This is a genomic window from Streptomyces sp. SID13726 (assembly GCF_010548375.1).
Taxonomy (GTDB): domain Bacteria; phylum Actinomycetota; class Actinomycetes; order Streptomycetales; family Streptomycetaceae; genus Streptomyces.
Genome location: NZ_JAAGLY010000006.1, coordinates 433070 through 451036 on the forward strand (window position 1 = coordinate 433070; position 17967 = coordinate 451036).

General features: G+C 72.7%; 17 protein-coding genes. 6 read left to right on the top strand and 11 right to left on the bottom strand.

Features of this window, described 5'->3' with window-relative positions; genetic code table 11:
• Positions 1-133 precede the first annotated feature (133 nt).
• Complete coding sequence (locus G3I78_RS19095) at positions 134-1504, top strand: GNAT family N-acetyltransferase (RefSeq protein ID WP_164426012.1); 1371 nt, start codon at positions 134-136, stop codon at positions 1502-1504.
• 5 nt (positions 1505-1509) lie between these two features.
• On the opposite strand, the gene G3I78_RS19100 is transcribed toward G3I78_RS19095, so the two are convergent.
• Entirely contained in the window at positions 1510-2670 is a 1161-nt protein-coding gene (locus G3I78_RS19100; protein WP_164426014.1) for a PLP-dependent transferase, read from the bottom strand.
• 60 nt (positions 2671-2730) lie between these two features.
• Between G3I78_RS19100 and G3I78_RS19105 the strand changes: the two genes are divergently transcribed.
• The gene (locus G3I78_RS19105) at positions 2731-3225 is read left to right on the top strand and encodes an Lrp/AsnC family transcriptional regulator (protein WP_164426016.1); all 495 of its coding nucleotides are present in this window, start codon (positions 2731-2733) and stop codon (positions 3223-3225) included.
• Positions 3226-3257: 32 nt separating this feature from the next.
• The gene (locus G3I78_RS19110) at positions 3258-4949 is read left to right on the top strand and encodes a DUF885 domain-containing protein (RefSeq protein WP_164426018.1); all 1692 of its coding nucleotides are present in this window, start codon (positions 3258-3260) and stop codon (positions 4947-4949) included.
• A gap of 150 nt (positions 4950-5099) precedes the next feature.
• Here the strand turns inward: G3I78_RS19110 and G3I78_RS19115 are convergent, their stop codons facing one another.
• Positions 5100-5615, bottom strand: coding sequence for an immunity 21 family protein (locus G3I78_RS19115; protein ID WP_164426020.1), 516 nt, complete (start codon positions 5613-5615; stop codon positions 5100-5102).
• A gap of 70 nt (positions 5616-5685) precedes the next feature.
• Positions 5686-6171, bottom strand: coding sequence for a rhodanese-like domain-containing protein (locus G3I78_RS19120; RefSeq protein WP_164426022.1), 486 nt, complete (start codon positions 6169-6171; stop codon positions 5686-5688).
• 94 nt (positions 6172-6265) lie between these two features.
• Here G3I78_RS19120 and G3I78_RS19125 point away from each other — a divergent pair, with 94 nt between their 5' ends.
• On the top strand, positions 6266-6712 hold the full coding sequence (locus G3I78_RS19125; RefSeq protein WP_164426024.1) for an Lrp/AsnC family transcriptional regulator: 447 nt from the start codon (positions 6266-6268) through the stop codon (positions 6710-6712).
• Positions 6713-6714: 2 nt separating this feature from the next.
• On the opposite strand, the gene G3I78_RS19130 is transcribed toward G3I78_RS19125, so the two are convergent.
• The 3 genes from G3I78_RS19130 to G3I78_RS19140 form a co-directional block, all read right to left on the bottom strand.
• Positions 6715-9708 carry an SMC family ATPase gene (locus tag G3I78_RS19130; RefSeq protein WP_164426026.1) on the bottom strand — a complete coding sequence of 998 codons (2994 nt, stop codon included), beginning with the start codon at positions 9706-9708 and terminating at the stop codon, positions 6715-6717.
• A complete protein-coding gene (locus G3I78_RS19135; protein WP_164426028.1) occupies positions 9705-10868 on the bottom strand; it encodes an exonuclease SbcCD subunit D in 1164 nt (387 codons plus the stop codon). Before G3I78_RS19135 ends, G3I78_RS19130 begins: the two co-directional genes overlap by 4 nt.
• A 149-nt stretch (positions 10869-11017) precedes the next feature.
• Positions 11018-11644: a YigZ family protein gene (locus tag G3I78_RS19140; protein ID WP_164426030.1), complete on the bottom strand. Its 627-nt coding sequence runs from the start codon at positions 11642-11644 to the stop codon at positions 11018-11020.
• Positions 11645-11737: 93 nt separating this feature from the next.
• On the opposite strand from G3I78_RS19140, the gene G3I78_RS19145 reads away from it, so the two are divergent.
• Positions 11738-13702: an amino acid transporter gene (locus G3I78_RS19145; RefSeq protein ID WP_164426032.1), complete on the top strand. Its 1965-nt coding sequence runs from the start codon at positions 11738-11740 to the stop codon at positions 13700-13702.
• A 16-nt stretch (positions 13703-13718) separates the two neighbouring features.
• Here G3I78_RS19145 and G3I78_RS19150 read toward each other — a convergent pair whose 3' ends face one another.
• From G3I78_RS19150 to G3I78_RS19160, 3 genes are all read right to left on the bottom strand, one after another.
• Positions 13719-14261 carry a histidine phosphatase family protein gene (locus tag G3I78_RS19150; protein WP_164426034.1) on the bottom strand — a complete coding sequence of 181 codons (543 nt, stop codon included), beginning with the start codon at positions 14259-14261 and terminating at the stop codon, positions 13719-13721.
• A complete protein-coding gene (locus G3I78_RS19155) occupies positions 14258-15022 on the bottom strand; it encodes a hypothetical protein (protein ID WP_343243800.1) in 765 nt (254 codons plus the stop codon). The genes G3I78_RS19150 and G3I78_RS19155 overlap by 4 nt, the downstream gene beginning before the upstream one ends.
• 85 nt (positions 15023-15107) lie before the next feature.
• A complete protein-coding gene (locus G3I78_RS19160; RefSeq protein WP_164426038.1) occupies positions 15108-15428 on the bottom strand; it encodes a DUF190 domain-containing protein in 321 nt (106 codons plus the stop codon).
• Positions 15429-15870: 442 nt separating this feature from the next.
• On the opposite strand from G3I78_RS19160, the gene G3I78_RS19165 reads away from it, so the two are divergent.
• Positions 15871-16278, top strand: a complete 408-nt coding sequence (locus G3I78_RS19165) for a CoA-binding protein (RefSeq protein ID WP_164426040.1) — start codon at positions 15871-15873, stop codon at positions 16276-16278.
• A gap of 122 nt (positions 16279-16400) precedes the next feature.
• Here G3I78_RS19165 and G3I78_RS19170 read toward each other — a convergent pair whose 3' ends face one another.
• Together G3I78_RS19170 and G3I78_RS19175 are read right to left on the bottom strand one after the other, a co-directional pair.
• On the bottom strand, positions 16401-16562 hold the full coding sequence (locus tag G3I78_RS19170) for an NAD(P)-binding protein (protein WP_164426042.1): 162 nt from the start codon (positions 16560-16562) through the stop codon (positions 16401-16403).
• Between the two features lie 109 nt (positions 16563-16671).
• Positions 16672-17883: an MFS transporter gene (locus G3I78_RS19175; protein ID WP_239157906.1), complete on the bottom strand. Its 1212-nt coding sequence runs from the start codon at positions 17881-17883 to the stop codon at positions 16672-16674.
• Positions 17884-17967 lie beyond the last annotated feature (84 nt).

Below are 17967 nucleotides of genomic sequence, written 5' to 3' on the forward strand. Positions count from 1 at the left end.
GGGTATAAAAAGTGCAGACCTACGCTTTACCGATCGGTCACAGGGCGTTCGTGATCACGCAACACCGTTCCTCCACAGTGGCTGCATGACTCGAGACATGTCTGATGTGACCCGTGCGAAACACGGTCGCCCCGTGCACCACGGGCGGCGCACCGTGATCGGACTCGCCGCCCTGTTCACGGCCGTCGCGGCGGTGGAGACCGTCGCGCACCTGACCGGCGCCGACGGCCCGGCGCTCCTGGTGATCTCGGTGGCCGCCCTGGCCGCCACGGCGGGCCTGCACACATGGTGGACACGCCGCCACGGCCACGCGCCCCCGACGAGTGATACCGGCGCCCGGCCGCTGCCCGAAGGGGAGCAGGCCGGGCCGTCCGACCGGTCGGCGCAAGCCGCGGACACCGAGGCCGGCGAGACCACGGAGACCACGCTGTGGCGGATGCGGACGACGGTGCAGGACCAACCGGGCTCGCTGGCCGCCCTCTGCACGGCCCTCGCCGGGCAGCGGGTCGACATCCTCAGCCTCCAGACCCACCCGCTGGCCACGGGGACGGTCGACGAATTCCTGCTGCGCGCTCCCGGCACGCTGGAGGGTTCCGAGATCACCCGGGCCGTCGCAGGGGCCGGTGGCGCCGACACCTGGATCGAGCGCGCCGACGCCCACGACCTGGTGGACGCCCCGACCCGGGTCCTGGGTCTCGCCACCCGCACCGCGCTGGACGCGGCGGAACTCCCGCTGGCGTTGCGGCAGTTGCTGGGCCGGTGCACCATCCAGTCGCGCCCGGCCGTGCCGGTGGGCGGTGGCCGTGGGCCGGAGGGCGTGCCGGTGGAGGGAGTGCTGGAGGACACCGTGATGCGGTTGCGGGCACCGGAAGGCGGAGTGATCACGGTGGAGCGGCCGTATCTGCCGTTCACGCCGACGGAGTTCGCCCGGGCCCGGGCCCTGGTCGAGCTGGACGCCCGGCTCGGTCCCCGGGTGCCGCGCGGCCAGGACGTGCTGACGCTGCCGGAGGGCAACGACATCACCGTGCGCCGGGCCGACACCGGTGACCTGGAGGCCGCGCGGGCGATGCACGACCGGTGCTCCCCGCGGACGCTCGGCATGCGGTACCACGGGCCGGTCGGTGACGCCGACCGCTATCTCAACCACCTCCTGAGTCCGCGCTTCGGCCGCACGCTCGCCGTGCAGACGGCGTCGGGGCGGATCGTGGGGCTCGGTCATCTGCTGTGGGACGGGGACGAGACCGAGGTGGCGCTGCTCGTCGAGGATGCCTGGCAGCGGCGAGGGATCGGTGCGGAGCTGCTGGAGCGGTTGGTGGGGCTGGCTGTCGAGGCCGGGTGCGAGAGCGTGTACGCGGTGACCCAGTCGTCCAACACGGGGATGGTGGCGGCCATGCGCGGGCTTGAGCTGCCGCTCGACTACCAGATCGAGGAGGGCACGCTGGTGATCACCGCGCGGCTCGCTCCGCAGGGCGCGAGGGGAGCCACCAGGGCCGAGGCGCCGTAGGGGCCCTACCGGGGCGATTCAAGTGCCGTGTCCAGATCCGACCACAGATCCTCCACGTCCTCCAGGCCCACCGACAGGCGCAGCAGCCGGTCGCTCACACCGGCGTTCCTGCGGTCGCCCTCGTCCACTATGCGGTGGCTGATGGACGCCGGGTGCTGGATCAGGGTGTCCACGCTGCCCAGGCTGACCGCCGGGGTGATCAGGCGGACTCCCGCGATCACCTCGTGCGGGTCGCCGGTCACCTCGAAGGCGATCATCGCGCCGCCGATGCGGGGGTAGTGGACGCGGGTGACGCGGGGGTCGGCGGCCAGGCGGTGGGCGAGTTCGGCGGCGGTCGCCGAGGCGGCCCGGACTCGGACGGGGAGGGTCGACAGGCCGCGCAGAAGGAGGTAGCCGGCCAGGGGGTGCAGAACCGCTCCCGTGGCGAAGCGGATCTGTCGCAGCCGCCCGGCGAACTCCTCGTCGCAGGCGACCACTCCCGCCATCACGTCTCCGTGGCCGCCGAGGTACTTGGTGGCGCTGTGCAGGATCAGACGGGCGCCGTGTTCGGCGGGGCGTTGGAGCACCGGGGTGGCGAAGGTGTTGTCCGCGAGCAGGGGTACCGAGCCGCAGGCGTGGTCCAGGGCCCGCAGGTCGATCTCCGCGAGGGTGGGGTTGGCCGGGGACTCCACCAGGACCAGGCCGGTGTCCGGGCGCAGCGCGTCGGCGACCCCGGCCGGGTCGGTCCAGGTGACCTCCGTGCCGAGGAGACCCGCGGTCAGGAGATGGTCGCTGCATCCGTACAGGGGGCGGACGGCGACGACGTGGCGCAGGCCCAGGGAGCCCCGTACGAGAAGGACCGCGGTGAGCGCGGCCATGCCGCTGGCGAAGGCCACCGCGGACTCGGTGCCCTCCAGGCGGGCCAGGGCGGTCTCGAAGCGGGCGACGGTCGGGTTGCCGAGGCGGCCGTAGACGGGCGGACCGTCCGGTTCGGCGCCAGTCGTGGCGAAGGCGTCGATGCGGGCGGCCTCGTCGCGGCTGTCGTGGGACGGGTAGGTCGTCGACAGGTCGATGGGCGGGGCGTGCAGTCCCTGGCGGGCGAGGTCGTCGCGGCCGGCGTGGACGGCCTCGGTGGCCAGTGCTCTGAGCGGCGTACGGGACGCGGTGGCGGTGCGCGCTGAGTCCATGTCCGCAAGGGTGAACACCGACCGGCGTTCGTGGGCGGATGCCCGTGCTACGTTCGGGCGATGGCTGAATCCGTCGTACTGGATCCGGTGGACCTGCATCTGCTGCGGCTGCTTCAGAACGACGCACGGACCACCTACCGCGATCTCGCCGCGCAGGTCGGCGTCGCGCCGTCGACCTGTCTCGACCGGGTGACCCGGCTGCGCCGCTCCGGAGTCATCCTCGGTCATCAGCTGCGGCTGGATCCGGCGAAGCTCGGGCGGGGCCTTGAGGCGCTGCTGTCGGTGCAGGTCAGGCCGCATCGGCGGGAGCTGGTGGGGCCGTTCGTGGAGCGGATCCGGGCGCTGCCGGAGTCGCGGACCGTGTTCCATCTGACCGGTCCTGACGACTACCTCGTGCATGTGGCGGTGGCGGACATGGTTGATCTCCAGCGGCTGGTGCTGGACGGGTTCACGTCCCGGCGCGAGGTGGCCCGGGTGGAGACCCGGCTGATCTTCCAGCAGTGGGAGTGCGGGCCGCTGCTTCCGCCTGCCACGCCCTCAGCGGAATCGGGGTGACGTGCGCGGGGCCGCGTATGAGGATGGACCGCATGTCTGAGACCCAGATCCCGCTGCCCCGTCAGGTCGCCGACGCCTACGTCGACGAGCTCATCGCCCTCGATCCGGTCACCGGTACCTATCTCGGTGTGAAGGAGAGTTCGAGCAGGCTCCCCGACACCTCGCCGGCGGGCCAGGAGGCGCTCGCGGAGCTCTCGCGGGCCACCCTCGCCAAGCTCGACGAGGCCGAGCGGCAGCCCGGCGCGGACAGTGACATCGAGCGCCGGTGCGGCCGGCTGCTCCGGGAGCGGCTGACGGCCGAACTCGCCGTGCACGAGGCCGACGAGGGGCTGCGCGCGGTCGGCAACATGGCCACGGCCGCGCACTCGATCCGCGAGATCTTCACCGTCACCCCGACACAGACCGACGAGGACTGGGCGGCGATCGCCGAGCGGCTGCGTGCCGTGCCCACGGCGTACGCGGGCTACCGCGAGTCCCTCGCGCTCGGTCTGGAGCGCAAGCTGTACGCGGCACCGCGGCCGACCGCCACCTTCGTCGAGCAGCTCACCGAGTGGGCCGACACCGACGGCAACGGCCGGGGCTGGTTCGAGGAGTTCGCCTCGGCGGGCCCCGAGGCGCTGCGCGCGGAGCTGGACGAGGCCGCCCGTACCGCGACCGCCGCCGTGGTGGAGCTGCGGGACTGGATGCGGGACGTGTACGCGCCGACGATCGAGGGCGCGTCGAACACGGTGGGCCGCGAGCGGTACGCCCGCTGGTCGCGCTACTTCAACGGCACGGACCTCGACCTCGACGAGGCGTACGCGTACGGCTGGTCCGAGTACCACCGCCTCCTCGGCGAGATGCAGCAGGAGGCCGAGAAGATCCTTCCCGGCGCCGAGACTCCGTGGGTGGCGCTCGCCCACCTCGACGAGCACGGCAAGCACATCGAGGGTGTCGACGAGGTCCGCGACTGGCTCCAGGGGCTGATGGACCAGGCGATCGACGCGCTCGACGGCACGCATTTCGAACTCGCCGAGCGGGTGCGGAAGGTGGAGTCGTGCATCGCCCCGCCCGGCGGCGCGGCGGCCCCGTACTACACGGCCCCGTCGGAGGACTTCTCGCGCCCGGGCCGTACCTGGCTGCCGACGATGGGGCAGACGCGTTTCCCGGTCTACGACCTCGTCTCGACCTGGTACCACGAGGGCGTGCCGGGGCATCACCTCCAGCTCGCGCAGTGGGCGCACGTCGCCGGGAGCCTGTCCCGCTACCAGGCCTCGGTGGGCGGGGTGAGCGCCAACGCCGAGGGCTGGGCGCTGTACGCGGAGCGGCTGATGGACGAGCTGGGCTTCCTCACGGACGCGGAGCAGCGGCTCGGGTATCTCGACGCGCAGATGATGCGGGCGGCCCGGGTCATCGTCGACATCGGCATGCACCTGGAGCTGGAGATCCCGGCGGACTCGCCCTTCCACCCGGGTGAGCGCTGGACGCCCGAGCTGGCGCAGGAGTTCTTCGGCGCGCACAGCAGCCGTCCGGCGGACTTCGTGGAGAGCGAGCTGACCCGCTACCTCACGATCCCCGGCCAGGCGATCGGCTACAAGCTCGGTGAGCGGGCCTGGCTGCTGGGCCGCGAGAAGGCCCGGGAGCGGCACGGCGAGGCGTTCGACCTCAAGGCGTGGCACATGGCGGCGCTGTCGCAGGGGTCGCTGGGTCTCGACGACCTGGTGGACGAGCTGTCGCAGCTCTGACCCGTTGAGGGCGGTACCGGACGGCGCGGAGCGTGTCATCCGGTACCGCCCCCGGTGGTGCGGCGGGATCGTGTCGTCCGGTACCGCCCTCGGTCGTGCGGCACGGATCGCTTCGCCCGGCGCCGCCCCCGGTCGCGCCCGTGAACGCCCTCAGTCCGGCAGCCGCCGCAACTGCACCAGCCCCAGCCAGGTCTCCGGCCCGGGCCGTACGTTGGCCGCGCGTACCGTGTACCGGCCCGGGGCCAGGGAGACCTTCAAGTGGTCGGTGTTCACCGAGTCGTTGCCGGGCCAGGCCGCGTCGAAGAGGACGACCGGGCCGGGTACCGACCAGCTCACCTCGGTCTCCCAGGCGGCCGTCGCGAGGGCAGCGGGCACCTCGGCGAGGAGTTCGTCCTCGGAGTCGGCGGCGCACCACCGTACGAAAGTGTCGTGGTCGGGGAGGTAGGCGGTCGAGGCGGGCTCGTCCCCGAGGACCAGGGCCGCGGCGTCGCCGACGGGCAACAGGCCGACACAGCCGTCGACTTCACAGGCCCGGTCGTAGTCGGAGGCCGTCTCGTCGCCGTCGGCGCCCGCCCAGAACGGCAGCACCGTCTCCGGTACCGCTATGAGCGGCCCGCCGCCCGATTCCACCCACTCCACCGCGCCCGGCTCCGCGTATCGCACCATGGGCCAGAACCTACACGCACCGGAACCCCGAGGTTGCACCTGCACAGGAACCCAGCCGGAATCACGGGGTTCAGCAGCCGCAGTCCGCGGAGTCGGCCGGCGCGGTCAACTCGTCGGCGGTACGCCGCTCCCGGCCCTCCCAGGTCACGAACTCGAAGCCCTCACGCACCCAGTACTCGAAGCCGCCGAGCATCTCCTTGACCTGGTAGCCGAGTTCGGCGAGGGCGAGCGCGGCCCGGGTGGCGCCGTTGCAGCCCGGGCCCCAGCAGTACGTCACCACCGGCACGGACCGGTCGAGGAGCTGTTCGGCCTGCTCGGCGATGAGCGCGGTGGGCAGGTGGACCGCGCCGGGGACGTGGCCCTGGTCCCAGGCGGCGGTGGAGCGGGAGTCGAGGACGACGAAGCCGGGCTCGGCATCGGCGGTGAGCGCGGCGGCGACGTCGGAGACGTCCGCGTGGAAGACCAGACTGGCGCGGAAGTAGGCGGCGGCCTCGGCCGGGGAGGCGGGGGCGACGCGCAGGACGGGGTTCGCGGTGCGGGTCTCGGTGGTCGTCATGGCAGGAAATCTACGGTCGGACAGGCCGGGCCTGAAGGGGGATTCCACGGCACTCGTCTTGCCGGGCCGGGGATTCCCCTGCTATTTCTCAGCCATGACCGCGTATTCCCCGGACGCCACCGACTGGCGCATCCTCGACGTCCTCCAGCGGGAGGGCCGGGCCAGTTTCGCCGAGCTCGCCCGCGCCGTCTCGATGTCCGCGAGCGCGGTCACCGAGCGGGTGCGGCGGCTGGAGGAGGCGGGGGTCATCCAGGGGTACGCCGCCGTCGTGGACCCGGACCGGCTGGGGCTGCCGATCCTGGCGTTCGTCCGCCTCAGGTACCCCAACGGCAACTACAAGCCCTTCCACGACCTCGTCGCCGTGACGCCCGAGATCCTGGAGGCGCATCATGTGACCGGCGACGACTGCTTCGTCATCAAGGTCGCCGCCCGCTCGATGCGCCACCTGGAGGAGGTGTCCGGGAAGATCGGCGCGCTGGGCTCGGTGACCACCAGCGTCGTCTACTCCTCGCCGCTCCCCCGACGCCCCCTCGGCCGCTGACGTCAGCCGCCGCCCCGCTGTCTCAGCACCGACCCCGACCGGCCCTTCACCACCTCCAACTGCGCGTGGATGCGCCGGCGCAGGTCGGCCACATGGCTCACGATGCCGACGCTGCGGTCGCGCTCGCGCAGTGAGTCCAGGACGTCGAGGACCTCGTCCAGGGTCTGGTCGTCGAGGCTGCCGAAGCCCTCGTCGATGAAGAGCGTGTCGAGCCGGACCCCGCCGGCCTCGTCCGTCACGACGTCCGCGAGGCCCAGCGCGAGGGCGAGGGAGGCGAAGAAGGTCTCGCCGCCGGACAGGGTTGCGGTGTCGCGCTCCCGGCCGGTCCAGGCGTCGACGACATGCAGCCCGAGGCCGCTGCGCCCGCGTCCGGTGCGGTCGTCGGAGTGGACGAGGGTGTAGCGGCCGGACGACATCCGCTGGAGCCGGACGGTCGCGGCGGCGGCCACCTGTTCCAGGCGGGCCGCGAGCACATAGGACTCCAGGCGCATCTTGCGTTCGTTGTCCGCGGAGGTGCCCGCGGCGAGCGCGGACAGCCGGGCCACCCGGTCGTACTCCTCCCGCAGGGGAGCCAGTCGCCGTACGCCGGTGGCCGCGCGGTCGGAGAGGCGGTCGAGTTCGGCGCAGCGCCGGGTGGCCGCGTCGCGCGCGGAGGCGGCCTCGCGGACCCGGCGGCCCGCGTCGCCTGCGACCCGTTCCGCCTCGGGGACGTCGGCGGGCGGCTGCTGGGCGGCCTCGGCGGTGTCGGTCTCGGCCAGGACGGCGCGGACGGCGGCCTCCTCCGATTGCCAGGCGTCGAGCCGGTGCTGGAGGTCGCGGTGCGCGGCCTCGTCGAGGAGGGCCTCGGCCGCGGACTGCGGGGTGTCGAAGCCGGCCCGGAAGGCGGCGTCGGCGAGCCGGGCGTCGGCGTCCTTGAGCCGCTGGGCGGTGTCCTCGGCCACGCGCGCGCTGTCGGCGGCGGCGGTGAGCAGCGCGGCCCGCCGCTCCAGCTGTGCGACGCGCGCGGCGACGCTGTCTGCGGTACCGCGAGCCTCGGTCAACTCCGCTTCCAGCGCGGTCCGTTCCCGGTCCAGCGCGTCTCTGCGGGCGCCCCGGGAGGCGGTGCGTACGGCGGCCTCCTGCTGGGCGGCGAGGCGCCGCTCGCGCTCCCGCTCGGCCTGCCGCAGCTGTTCCGTGGCGGTGTGCAGGGCCGAGGCGAGACCGCGGACCTGCGTGTACTCGTGCTCCAACTCATCGACTTGGCGGGTGAGTTCCTCGGTGGACGTGTCTCCGGCCTCGCCCTGGGCGGCGGCCAGCGCGCGCTGTACGAAGCCGAGTCGCCGTTCGGCCTCGGCCCGCCGTTCGTCGGCGCGCTGCGAGGTGGCGAGCGCGCGCTCCTCGGTCTCCCGGCCGACGTGCCCGGCGTCCTTGCGGGCGGGCGCCGGGTGCTCGGTGGCGCCGCAGACCGCACAGGGCTCGCCGTCGGTGAGCTGCGCGGCCAGTTCGGCGGCGATGCCGTTCAGCCGCTTCTCCTTGACGTCCAGCCACTCCGCGCGGGCCTTGAGGGCGTGGTCGGTCGCGTCGATGACCTGCTGCTGGGCGTCGTCGGTGTCCCGGGCGAACTCGTCGCGCTGACGTGCGGCGGCGAGCCGCCTGCGGGCGGGGTCCCGCTGGACGTCGAGCTGTTCGGCGCGAGTGGCCGCGCCCTGGGCGGACTCGACGTCCTGCTGGAGCCCGGTGCGGACGTCGTCCCACCCGGCCAGCCAGGACTCGGCCTCCTGGAGGACGTCCTCGTCGGACCGCTCCTCCTGCTCCAGCTCGCGGCGCTCCACCAGGAGTCGGGCCAGCTTCTGCTCGGCGCGCCGGGCCGCGTCCAGTCCGCCCAGCTCCTCGGCGGCCCGGCGTGCGGCGGTGGCGAGTCCGGCGGCACCGGCCCCCGCGAAGGTCTCCGGCAGCGTACCGCGCGCGTGTGTCTCCGCCGCGGCCGCCCGCCGGTGCTCGGCCTCGGCCGCCTCGCGCAGTTCCAGCGCGGGCGCCACCGCCTCCGCCTTGCGGGCCCGCTCCATCCGGGCCAGCGCCCGGTGGTAGTTGTCGGAGCGCTCTTCCAGCAGTGCGGCACGCTCGCGTGCCTGCGTGAACCGCCTTTGCAGCCGGTCGACTTCGCGTACGTCGGCCAGGGCGCGCTCGGCCGCGGCCTGGGCGGACTCGGCGGCCAGGAGCCCGCAGTGGGCGATCGTCGCCTGTTCACGGGCGGTGCCGCGGGCGACGGCGGCCGCGCTCAGGACGGCCTCGGCCAGGCCTGGTTCACCGGGCGCCAGCTCGGGCAGTTCCATGGCGTCCCCGGCGGCCTGCTGCATGCGGTGCGCGTCGGCCAGCAGCTCGGCGTCCCCCTCGCGCACCTGTGCCTCGGCAGCGCGGCGGCGCTCGGCGAGCCGCTTCTCGACCTCGGCGAAGCGGTGGGTGTCGAAGAGCCGGCCCAGCAGCTTGCCGCGCGCCTCGGCGTCGGCCCGCAGGAAGCGCGCGAAGTCGCCCTGGGGCAACAGCACGACCTGACAGAACTGTTCGCGGCTCATGCCGAGCAGCTGGGTGATCTCCTCGCCGATCTCCTGGTGGGACCGGCTCAGGTCCTTCCAGGCCGCGCCGACCGGGTCGTACTCGCGCAGCCAGCTCTGCGCCTTGTCCAAAGTCGTGCCGGCGCCGCGCTTCTTGGGGCGCTCCCACGGGGGTTGCCGGGTGATCTCCAACCGGCGTCCCGCGACGGTCAGTTCGAGGCGGATCTCCGTGCGGGTGCCGAAAGCCGCGTGGTCGCTCCGCAGTGCCGTCCCCTGGCCGCTCTGCCGGGCGCCGGGCACGGAGCCGTACAGGGCGTAGCAGACGGCGTCGAGCACGGAGGTCTTTCCGGCGCCCGTCGGTCCGTGCAGCAGGAACAGCCCGGCGGCCGACAGCTCGTCGAAGTCGACCGTCTGGGAGCCGCCGAACGGTCCGAACGCGGTGATGTCCAGCCGGTGCAGCCTCACCGCGCCACCTCCCGGAGGGTGTCGTCGGCGCGGACGGAGTCGAACGCGTCGCGCAGCACGACCTGTTCCCGGCGGTCGGGTCCGGCGCCGCGCACATGGGCCACGAAGTCCTCGGCGATCTCCTGGTCACTGCGTCCGGCGAGTCGTCTGGCGTAGGACACATCGGGGTCGTCCGGTGCCCGCTCGGGGTCGAAGACGAGGCTGAGGGTGTGCGGGAAGCGCTCGCAGAGCCGGGCCATGGGCTCGGCCGGGCGGACCGGATCGGTGAGCGTCGCCTCGACCCACGCCTCCTCCTGGGGCACGAGGGCGGGATCGGCGAGCAGTTCCTCCAGCGTGCCGCGGATGCGGGCCAGCGCGCGCGGCACCGGGCAGTCGACCCGCTCGGCGCCGACCGCGCCCTCGGCGTCGAGGTCGACCAGCCACATGCTCTTGCGGTGGTCGGTCTCGGAGAAGGAGTACGGCAGCGGGGAGCCGGAGTAGCGGACGCGCTCGGTGATGGTCTGGCTGCCGTGCAGGTGGCCGAGCGCCGCGTAGTCGACGCCGTCGAAGACTCCGGCGGGCACGGCGGCCACCCCTCCGACGGTGATGTCGCGCTCGCTGTCGCTGGCCTCGCCGCCGGTGACGAAAGCGTGGGCGAGGACGACGGACCGGGTGCCCCGCGCGCGGGTGGCGAGGTCGGCGCGGACCCGGTCCATGGCGGCGGCGAGGACGGCCTCGTGGCCCGCCTTCTCGACCCCGAACTCGTCCTTCACCAGGGCGGGTTCGAGGTAGGGCAGGCCGTAGAAGGCCACGTCGCCGTGGGTGTCCGTGAGGACCACCGGTGTCCCGCACGCCGCCGGCGCAGTGCGCAGGTGGATTCCGGCTCGCCCGATGAGTCTCGCGCCCACGCCGAGTCGGCGGGCCGAGTCGTGGTTGCCGGAGATCATCACCGTGGGCACACCGAGGTCGGCGAGCCGGTGCAGGGCGTCGTCGAACAGCTCGACCGCGGCGAGCGGCGGCACCGCCCGGTCGTACACGTCTCCCGACACGACCACCGCGTCCACCTCGCGCTCGCGCACGGTCGTGACGAGGTGACCGATGAACTCGGCCTGGGCCCCGAGCATGTTGACCCGGTGGAACGCCCGGCCGAGATGCCAGTCGGAAGTGTGCAGCAGCCTCATGATCCCCGAGACTAACGGCCGGGTCTGACATCACGGGCGGTTACCCCTGTATCGACCCGTAATGCGCTCCCGTATCAACCCCCCATGCACTCCCGTATCGGCCCGTCATGACCGCACCCGAGAAAGGCTGTTATGCCCGAAAAGCACAACTAGGCGTCCCCGTACGCCTCTCCCCCGAGCTCGAATCCCGCCGTCCCCGCCGTCGCGTCGGCCAGCCAGCCCCGGAACGCCTCCACGTCCGCGTCCGGCAGCCCGATCTCGATCGTGACCGCCTCGCCGTAGCGGACGTCCCGCACCTCGCGGCCGGTCGAGCGCAGGTCGTTCTGCACCTTGCCCGCGCGCTGGTGGTCGACGGTGACGGTGGCGAGCCGGAACCGGCGCCGGGTGAGCGTGCCCATCGCGTCCAGGGCCTCCCCGACCGCGCCGCCGTACGCCCGGATGAGACCGCCCGCGCCGAGCTTGACGCCGCCGTAGTAGCGGGTGACGACCGCGACGACGTACCGCATGTCACGGCGGAGCAGCATCTGGAGCATGGGCACGCCCGCGGTGCCGCCCGGTTCGCCGTCGTCGCTGGCCTTCTGGATCGCCGCGTCGGCGCCGATGACGTAGGCGAAGCAGTTGTGGGTGGCGTCGGTGTGCTCCTTGCGGACGGACACGACGAAGTCCTGCGCCTCCCGTTCGGTGGCCGCCGGGGCGAGGGCGCACAGGAAGCGGGAGCGGTTGACCTCGGTCTCGTGCACGCCCGCGCGGGCCACTGTGCGGTACTCGTCCTGCATCCGGCCAGCCTATGCGCACATGTTCGGCTCGCCCGCGCGGGAGGTGCGGGCGACGATGTGGTGGACACGCGCGCGTATCAGGGAGATCACCGTATGACCGGCACCCGGGTGGAAGGCGACGAGAGCGCTGTCGGGGCGCGTTGCCGGGCCTGGCTGCTGGACGGTCTGAGTGAGCAGTCGGCGCGTCACCCCGGGCCGCACGCCGCGCCGGACGAGACGCGCGAGGGGCACAGGTGGTGGCGGGTCATGTGTCTGACCGGGGTGGACTACTTCTCCACCCTGGGCTACCAGCCGGGCATCGCGGCTCCCGCGGCCGGTCTGCTCTCGCCGCTCGCGACCCTGGTGCTGATCGCGCTGACCCTGTTCGGGGCGCTGCCGGTGTACCGCAGGGTGGCGCACGAGAGTCCGCACGGCGAGGGGTCGATCGCCATGCTGGAGCGGCTGCTGCCGTGGTGGTCGGGGAAGATCTTCGTGCTGGTGCTGCTGGGCTTCGCGGCCACCGACTTCATGATCACGATCACCCTGTCGGCCGCGGACGCCGCGGCGCACGTCGTGGAGAACCCGTACGCCCCGCACTGGACGGACGGCGGCAACGAGTGGATCACGCTCCTGCTGATCTCCGCGCTCGGCGCCGTCTTCCTGAAGGGCTTCCGGGAGGCCATCGGCATCGCGACGGTGCTGGTGGGGACATACCTGGCACTTAATGTCATCGTTCTCGCGGTCGCCGCCCACGAGATCGTCGGTCACCCGGTGCGGATCACGGACTGGACCGACGCGATGACCGCCGAGCACTCCTCGCCGTTCGTCATGGTCGGCGTGGCCCTCCTGGTCTTCCCGAAACTGGCGCTCGGCATGTCCGGCTTCGAGACGGGGGTCGCGGTGATGCCCCAGGTCAAGGGCGATCCCGGGGACACCTGGGAGCACCCGCGCGGCCGCATCCGGGACACCCGCAAGCTGCTCACCACGGCCGCCGTGATCATGAGCTGCTTCCTGCTGCTGTCGAGCCTCGCGACGACGATCCTGATCCCGCAGGACGACTTCGAGAGCGGTGGCCCGGCGAACGGACGGGCGCTGGCGTATCTCGCACACGCGCACCTGGGCGAGGTCTTCGGCACGGTCTACGACGTCTCGACGATCGCCATCCTGTGGTTCGCCGGTGCCTCCGCGCTCGCCGGGCTGCTGAACCTCGTACCGCGCTATCTGCCGCGCTACGGCATGGCCCCCGAGTGGACCCGGGCCGTCCGTCCCCTGGTGCTGGTCTTCATGGCGGCCGCGGTCCTCATCACCCTGTGGTTCAACGCGAGCGTCGACGACCAGAGCGGCGCTTATGCGACCGGTGTGCTGGTGCTGATGTTCTCCGCCGCCTTCGCCTCCACGGTCGCCGTGCACCGGCGCGGCCACCGGCGGGCGATGCTCGGGTTCGGGGCGATCACGGCCGTGTTCGCGTACACGCTGGTGGCGAACGTGATCGAGCGGCCCGACGGCATCAGGATCGCGTTGATCTTCATCGTGGCGATCCTGGCGACCTCGTTCGGCTCCCGGGTGCGCCGCGCCTTCGAACTGCGCGCGGGAGAGGTCACGTTCGACGAGTCGGCGGCCGCCTTCGTCGACGACGCCGCCCGGCACGGCCCGCCCCGGCTGATCGCGAACGAACCGCGGGAGCACAGCACCCGGGAGTACCGCGCCAAGGAGCACAGCCAGCGCGAGCACACCCACATCCCGAAACACGGCCCGGTGCTGTTCCTGGAGGTGTTCGTGCGGGACTCCTCGGACTTCACCGCGGATCTCGTGGTGCACGGCGACGAGAGGCACGGGGTGCGACGGCTGCGGGTCGAGGGCGCCACCGTGCCCAACACCCTGGCCGCGGTCCTGCTCGCCGTGCGCGACCGCACCGGCCAGGTCCCGCACGCCTATTTCAGCTGGACCGAGGGCAACCCCGTCAGCCATCTGGTCCGGTTCCTGGTCTTCGGTCAGGGCGAGGTGGCCCCGGTCACCCGCGAGGTGCTGCGCCGCGCCGAACCCGATCCGGAGCGGCGGCCACGCGTGCACGTGGGGTGACCGAACTCGCTGTCCCCTACTCCTTCTTACCGCGCGCCACCATCACGGACGTGAGCAGCGCCGTCCCCGCGTTCAGCGCCCGCCAGTCGGCGCCGTGCCACGCAAGTACCGCGATCGCCGAGGTCGGGAACTTCACCCGTACCTCGTCCAGGGCGTCGTCGAGCCCGTCCCCGGCGAGCGCGAGGACCAGTTCCTCGAGGCCGGGGTTGTGCCCGACGAGCAACAGCGTCACCACCTCGGGCGGCGTCGCGTGCACCACCGCGAGCAGTTCCGGTACGTCGGCCGCGTACAGCTCGGGGTCGAGGCGCACGGGAGGCGGGGTGCCCCACTGGGCGGAGGCCAGCTCCCAGGTCTGCCGGGCGCGTACGGCGGTGGAGCACAGGGCGAGGTCGGGGAGCAGATCGGACTCGGCGAGGACGCGGCCCGCCTCCGGCGCGTCCCGGTGGCCGCGCGGTCCGAGCGGGCGTTCGTGGTCGCGGACACCCTCGGGCCAGGCGGACTTGGCGTGCCTGAGGACGACCAGCCGGCGCAGCGGGCCCGCTCCGGTGCGCGCGGTCATGCCGGGGATCCCAGGTCGCGGGTGAGTTCGAGGCCGAGCAGCCGGTCGGCGTAGGCGTACGTCTCGAAGCGGGCGCCCTCCGGCAGCTCCGACTCCTCGACCCAGCGCAGCGCCCGCAGCACCTCGGGTACGTCCAAGTCGTCCTCCCAGGCGGTACGGAGCCGGCCGCGCACCTTGTCGGGAACGGGCCGTGACGGATGCCGTGCCCAGCCGGCCACGGCTCGACGCCAGCGTACGAGGGTGTCGTGGGCCTCGGCCAGGGTGTCTCCGTCGAGGTGGGCGGGCGCGGTCCGGGGCGGGGTGAGCAGAGCGAGGCGGACGACGGCGGGATCGACGCCCTCGGGGATGGCGGCGGCCTCGACGGGGACGGCCACGGTCTCGACTGGGGCGACTGGGGCGACTGGGGCGACTGGGGCGACTGCGATCCGTACCCCGTCGGGAGTCGCGCCGCCCTCTCCCACCACATGGACGACCTGGTCCTCGCCCCACCCCGGTCCCACCTCCCAGCGGTCCTCGAAGGGCCGCATGCCCAGGGCGGCGGCGCCCGCGTGCAGTTCCGCCTGCTCGCGGTCGCCGGTGAGCAGCGCCCACACGGGTGTGCCGCCGAGTTCCAGGGCCCGGACGAGGAGGTCGGCGACGAGCAGGACTCGGAGGGAGGAGGCGTCGTAGCCCGGTACGTGGACCTCGACTCGGGTCAGGCCCCTGCGGGCGGGGGCGGCGTCGACGGGCTCGCCGGTTCGGGCGTCTGTGATGCTCAGCACGGGGCGAGCGTAGGCGGGCGGCGGGCCCGGTGCGGGCAAGTGGCGCGGATTCCGGACACGGGCCCGGCGCGCCCGTCCCGCCGGCTCACTCATCGACGTGCGGGGAATGGATGCGGACCCGGTCCAGTACGGCGACCGCGGACGTCCCGCCCAGGACGTCGGCCACCGCCGACAGGAACGACCGCAGCCGCGGTTCCTCGTCGACCATGACCACCGCGCAGGGGCCCTTGGCGGGCTTGGGGTCGCCCGCTCCGAAGCCTGCGACGCCCTGGAAGACGCTCGCGCCGACCAGGCCCGCGCGGTGGGCCCGGTGGACGAGTTCGACGTAGGCCGGCCGGTGGTTCCACAGTGCCGAGGCGTCGAGATGGACGGTCAGACGTGCGGCGAGCGTGTCGTACCCGCGCATGGGCCACCCCCTGCCGTGCGGTTGCTGCGCAAGCTACGCCCGCGGGGGCGTTCAGGCCAGGGTTCCCAGGAACCGTACGTACGGCCGCTCGCCCCGCCTCATCACGGCCCGCACCCCGTAGACATTCGTCGGTCCAGGCGGCGGTGCCCGCCAACCGGTCGGCGAGACCCAGAGGCCGCAGTTGACGGGGCTGACGGCAGCCGTCGTAGAGGGACGGGCAAGACCTGCTGAGGGCACGGGAATCAGCGGTCGTCGAGGGCTCGAACGCGGAGCCCGGTCGTACGGGTCTCCCCCGCCGCCGAGGCCCCGCCCGTCACACCGTTCACGGGTTCCCGCCAGGCACAGCGTTGATCGCCGCCTGCCGGATGCCCGGCGGAATCACAGGGGCCTACCCGCTGTTGTCGATGCTGACAGTGCTCGTACGAACCCCCAGGAGGCCCGCGTGTACGGCGACTCGGAAACCGTCCGCAAGATTCTCGGCGAGGTGGGCGACACCTGGGCGATCGTGGGCCTGTCGTCGAACCGGGGGCGTGCGGCCTACGGTGTCGCCGAGGTGCTCCAGCGGCACGGAAAGCGGATCGTGCCGGTGCATCCCAAGGCGGAGACCGTGCACGGGGAGCAGGGGTACGCGTCCCTCGCGGAGATTCCCTTCGACGTGGACGTGGTCGACGTGTTCGTGAACAGCGAGTTGGCGGGCGCGGTCGCCGACGAGGCGGTTGCCGTCGGTGCCAAGGCCGTGTGGTTCCAGCTGGACGTCGTCGACGAGGCGGCCTACGACCGTACGCGTGCCGCGGGTCTCGACATGGTCATGGACAAGTGCCCGGCGATCGAGCTCCGGTCCACGCGTTAGCGTGCGGCCTTCGCCTCGCCGGTGAGCCATCTTCGCGGCGATGTGCCGAGAGCCCAGGTCGGCGACCCGGACCTGGGGCAGACGCTGGGCGCGGACTGCGGAGTTGATGCCGTCCGCGGCGATCAGCACGTCGACGTCGACCGAGCCGCCGTTGTCCAGCCGTACGGTGACCGTGCCGCGATCCCGGTGTCGTGTTCGTGGACGGCCACGTCCAGGCCGTAACGGTTGAGGGGATGCGCCGGCGTCAGCCCGGCGAGTCCGCCGCCGGCGATGACGATGCGCATTCCAGGCACAGTAAGTCCAGTGCAGATTCCTTCTTGTACTCGGAGCACACCGGGACTCCCGCTCAGGGTTCGGCTCCGATGCCGCATCGGGGCTGTGATGTGCGGTTTTTCACGGAGCGGTGGATCGAGCAGGGGATTCGCGGAATTCGGACGGAACTTCCCGGTCGGACGGAGTGCGCAGGATTCCGGCCGCCGCGGCGGCGGTGGCGCAGAACAGGGCGGGTAGCAGGAAGGCGTGGTTGAGGGCCATGACGTGGGTCATCCAGCCGATGACGGCGGGGCCCGCGAGCATGCCGACGTAGCCGAGTCCGGCGACCCGGGAGACGTTGACGCCCGCGGCCGACGGGTCGGCGTGGCCTGCGGCGCTGAACAGTTGCGGGATGCAGCCGGACAGGCCCAGGCCGAACAGGGCCCAGCCGGTCAGCGCCGCCCAGATCCAGGGCGAGAGGGCCACGAGCGTGATGCCGACGGTGGCCACCGCAGCGCCGTACCGCAGGACGGCGACCGGCCCGAACCGCGCGGACACCCGGTCCGCCAGGAGCCTGCCGATGGTCATCGCCGCCGCGAAGACCCCGTAGGCGAAGGCGGCGGTGCTCTCCGAGGCGCCCAGGACGGTCCTGAGGTGCAGGACGCTCCAGTCGTTGGCGGCTCCCTCGCACAGCATGACGAGCAGGGCGAGGACGGCGAGCAGCCAGATACGGGTGGGGACGGCGCGCGGCGCCGCCTCGGACTCGGCGTCGGCATCGGCCGTGGGGGCGGTCGGCTCCGCCGGCAGGAGACCCCGGGCGGAGACGATGGCGACGACGACCCCGAGCCCGGCCGCCGTGGCCAGTGTCGTGGCCGTGCCCCAGCCGACGTCGATGGCCACGGCACCGCCGAGCGCGGCCAGGACGCCGCCTACGGAGAAGGTGGCGTGGAAGGCGGACATGACGGGCCGCTCGTACGCCTTCTCCACCTGGACGGCGTGCGCGTTCATGCTGACGTCGAGGGTGCCGTTGCCGAACCCGAAGACCAGCAGGGCCGCCCCGAGGACCCACGGCTCCTGGGCCAGACCGGGCAGTACGAGGGTCGCGCTGCACAGCACACCGGCCAGGGGTACGACCGTTCGCGTGCCGAGCCGGTCGGACAGCCGGCCGCCGACCTGCATGCCGGCGAAGGCGCCGACCCCCAGCAGCACGAGGAACCCGCCGAGGGCCGCGTGGCTGATGCCCACGTGCTCCTCGATGGCAGGGATCTGGACCACCCACATGCCCAGCAGCGTGCCGTTGAGGACGAAGTAGACGAAGGTCACGGCACGGGCCGCGCGGAGCGCTCTTTCCATGCCGAACACCATAACGAACAGAGATGCTGTTCGAAACATGACCTTGCGAACATTGTAACTGTTCGTTGAGAGTGGTGTTGAATC

Excerpts from the sequence above, each read along its gene's own strand:
- G3I78_RS19100 (WP_164426014.1), bottom strand. The coding sequence starts at position 2,670 with ATGGACTCAGCGCGCACCGCCACCGCGTCCCGTACGCCGCTCAGAGCA.
- G3I78_RS19105 (WP_164426016.1), top strand. The coding sequence starts at position 2,731 with ATGGCTGAATCCGTCGTACTGGATCCGGTGGACCTGCATCTGCTGCGG.
- G3I78_RS19110 (WP_164426018.1), top strand. The coding sequence starts at position 3,258 with ATGTCTGAGACCCAGATCCCGCTGCCCCGTCAGGTCGCCGACGCCTAC.
- G3I78_RS19115 (WP_164426020.1), bottom strand. The coding sequence starts at position 5,615 with ATGGTGCGATACGCGGAGCCGGGCGCGGTGGAGTGGGTGGAATCGGGC.
- G3I78_RS19120 (WP_164426022.1), bottom strand. The coding sequence starts at position 6,171 with ATGACGACCACCGAGACCCGCACCGCGAACCCCGTCCTGCGCGTCGCC.
- G3I78_RS19125 (WP_164426024.1), top strand. The coding sequence starts at position 6,266 with ATGACCGCGTATTCCCCGGACGCCACCGACTGGCGCATCCTCGACGTC.
- G3I78_RS19135 (WP_164426028.1), bottom strand. The coding sequence starts at position 10,868 with ATGAGGCTGCTGCACACTTCCGACTGGCATCTCGGCCGGGCGTTCCAC.
- G3I78_RS19140 (WP_164426030.1), bottom strand. The coding sequence starts at position 11,644 with ATGCAGGACGAGTACCGCACAGTGGCCCGCGCGGGCGTGCACGAGACC.
- G3I78_RS19145 (WP_164426032.1), top strand. The coding sequence starts at position 11,738 with ATGACCGGCACCCGGGTGGAAGGCGACGAGAGCGCTGTCGGGGCGCGT.
- G3I78_RS19150 (WP_164426034.1), bottom strand. The coding sequence starts at position 14,261 with ATGACCGCGCGCACCGGAGCGGGCCCGCTGCGCCGGCTGGTCGTCCTC.
- G3I78_RS19160 (WP_164426038.1), bottom strand. The coding sequence starts at position 15,428 with ATGCGCGGGTACGACACGCTCGCCGCACGTCTGACCGTCCATCTCGAC.
- G3I78_RS19170 (WP_164426042.1), bottom strand. The coding sequence starts at position 16,562 with ATGCGCATCGTCATCGCCGGCGGCGGACTCGCCGGGCTGACGCCGGCG.
- G3I78_RS19175 (WP_239157906.1), bottom strand. The coding sequence starts at position 17,883 with ATGGAAAGAGCGCTCCGCGCGGCCCGTGCCGTGACCTTCGTCTACTTC.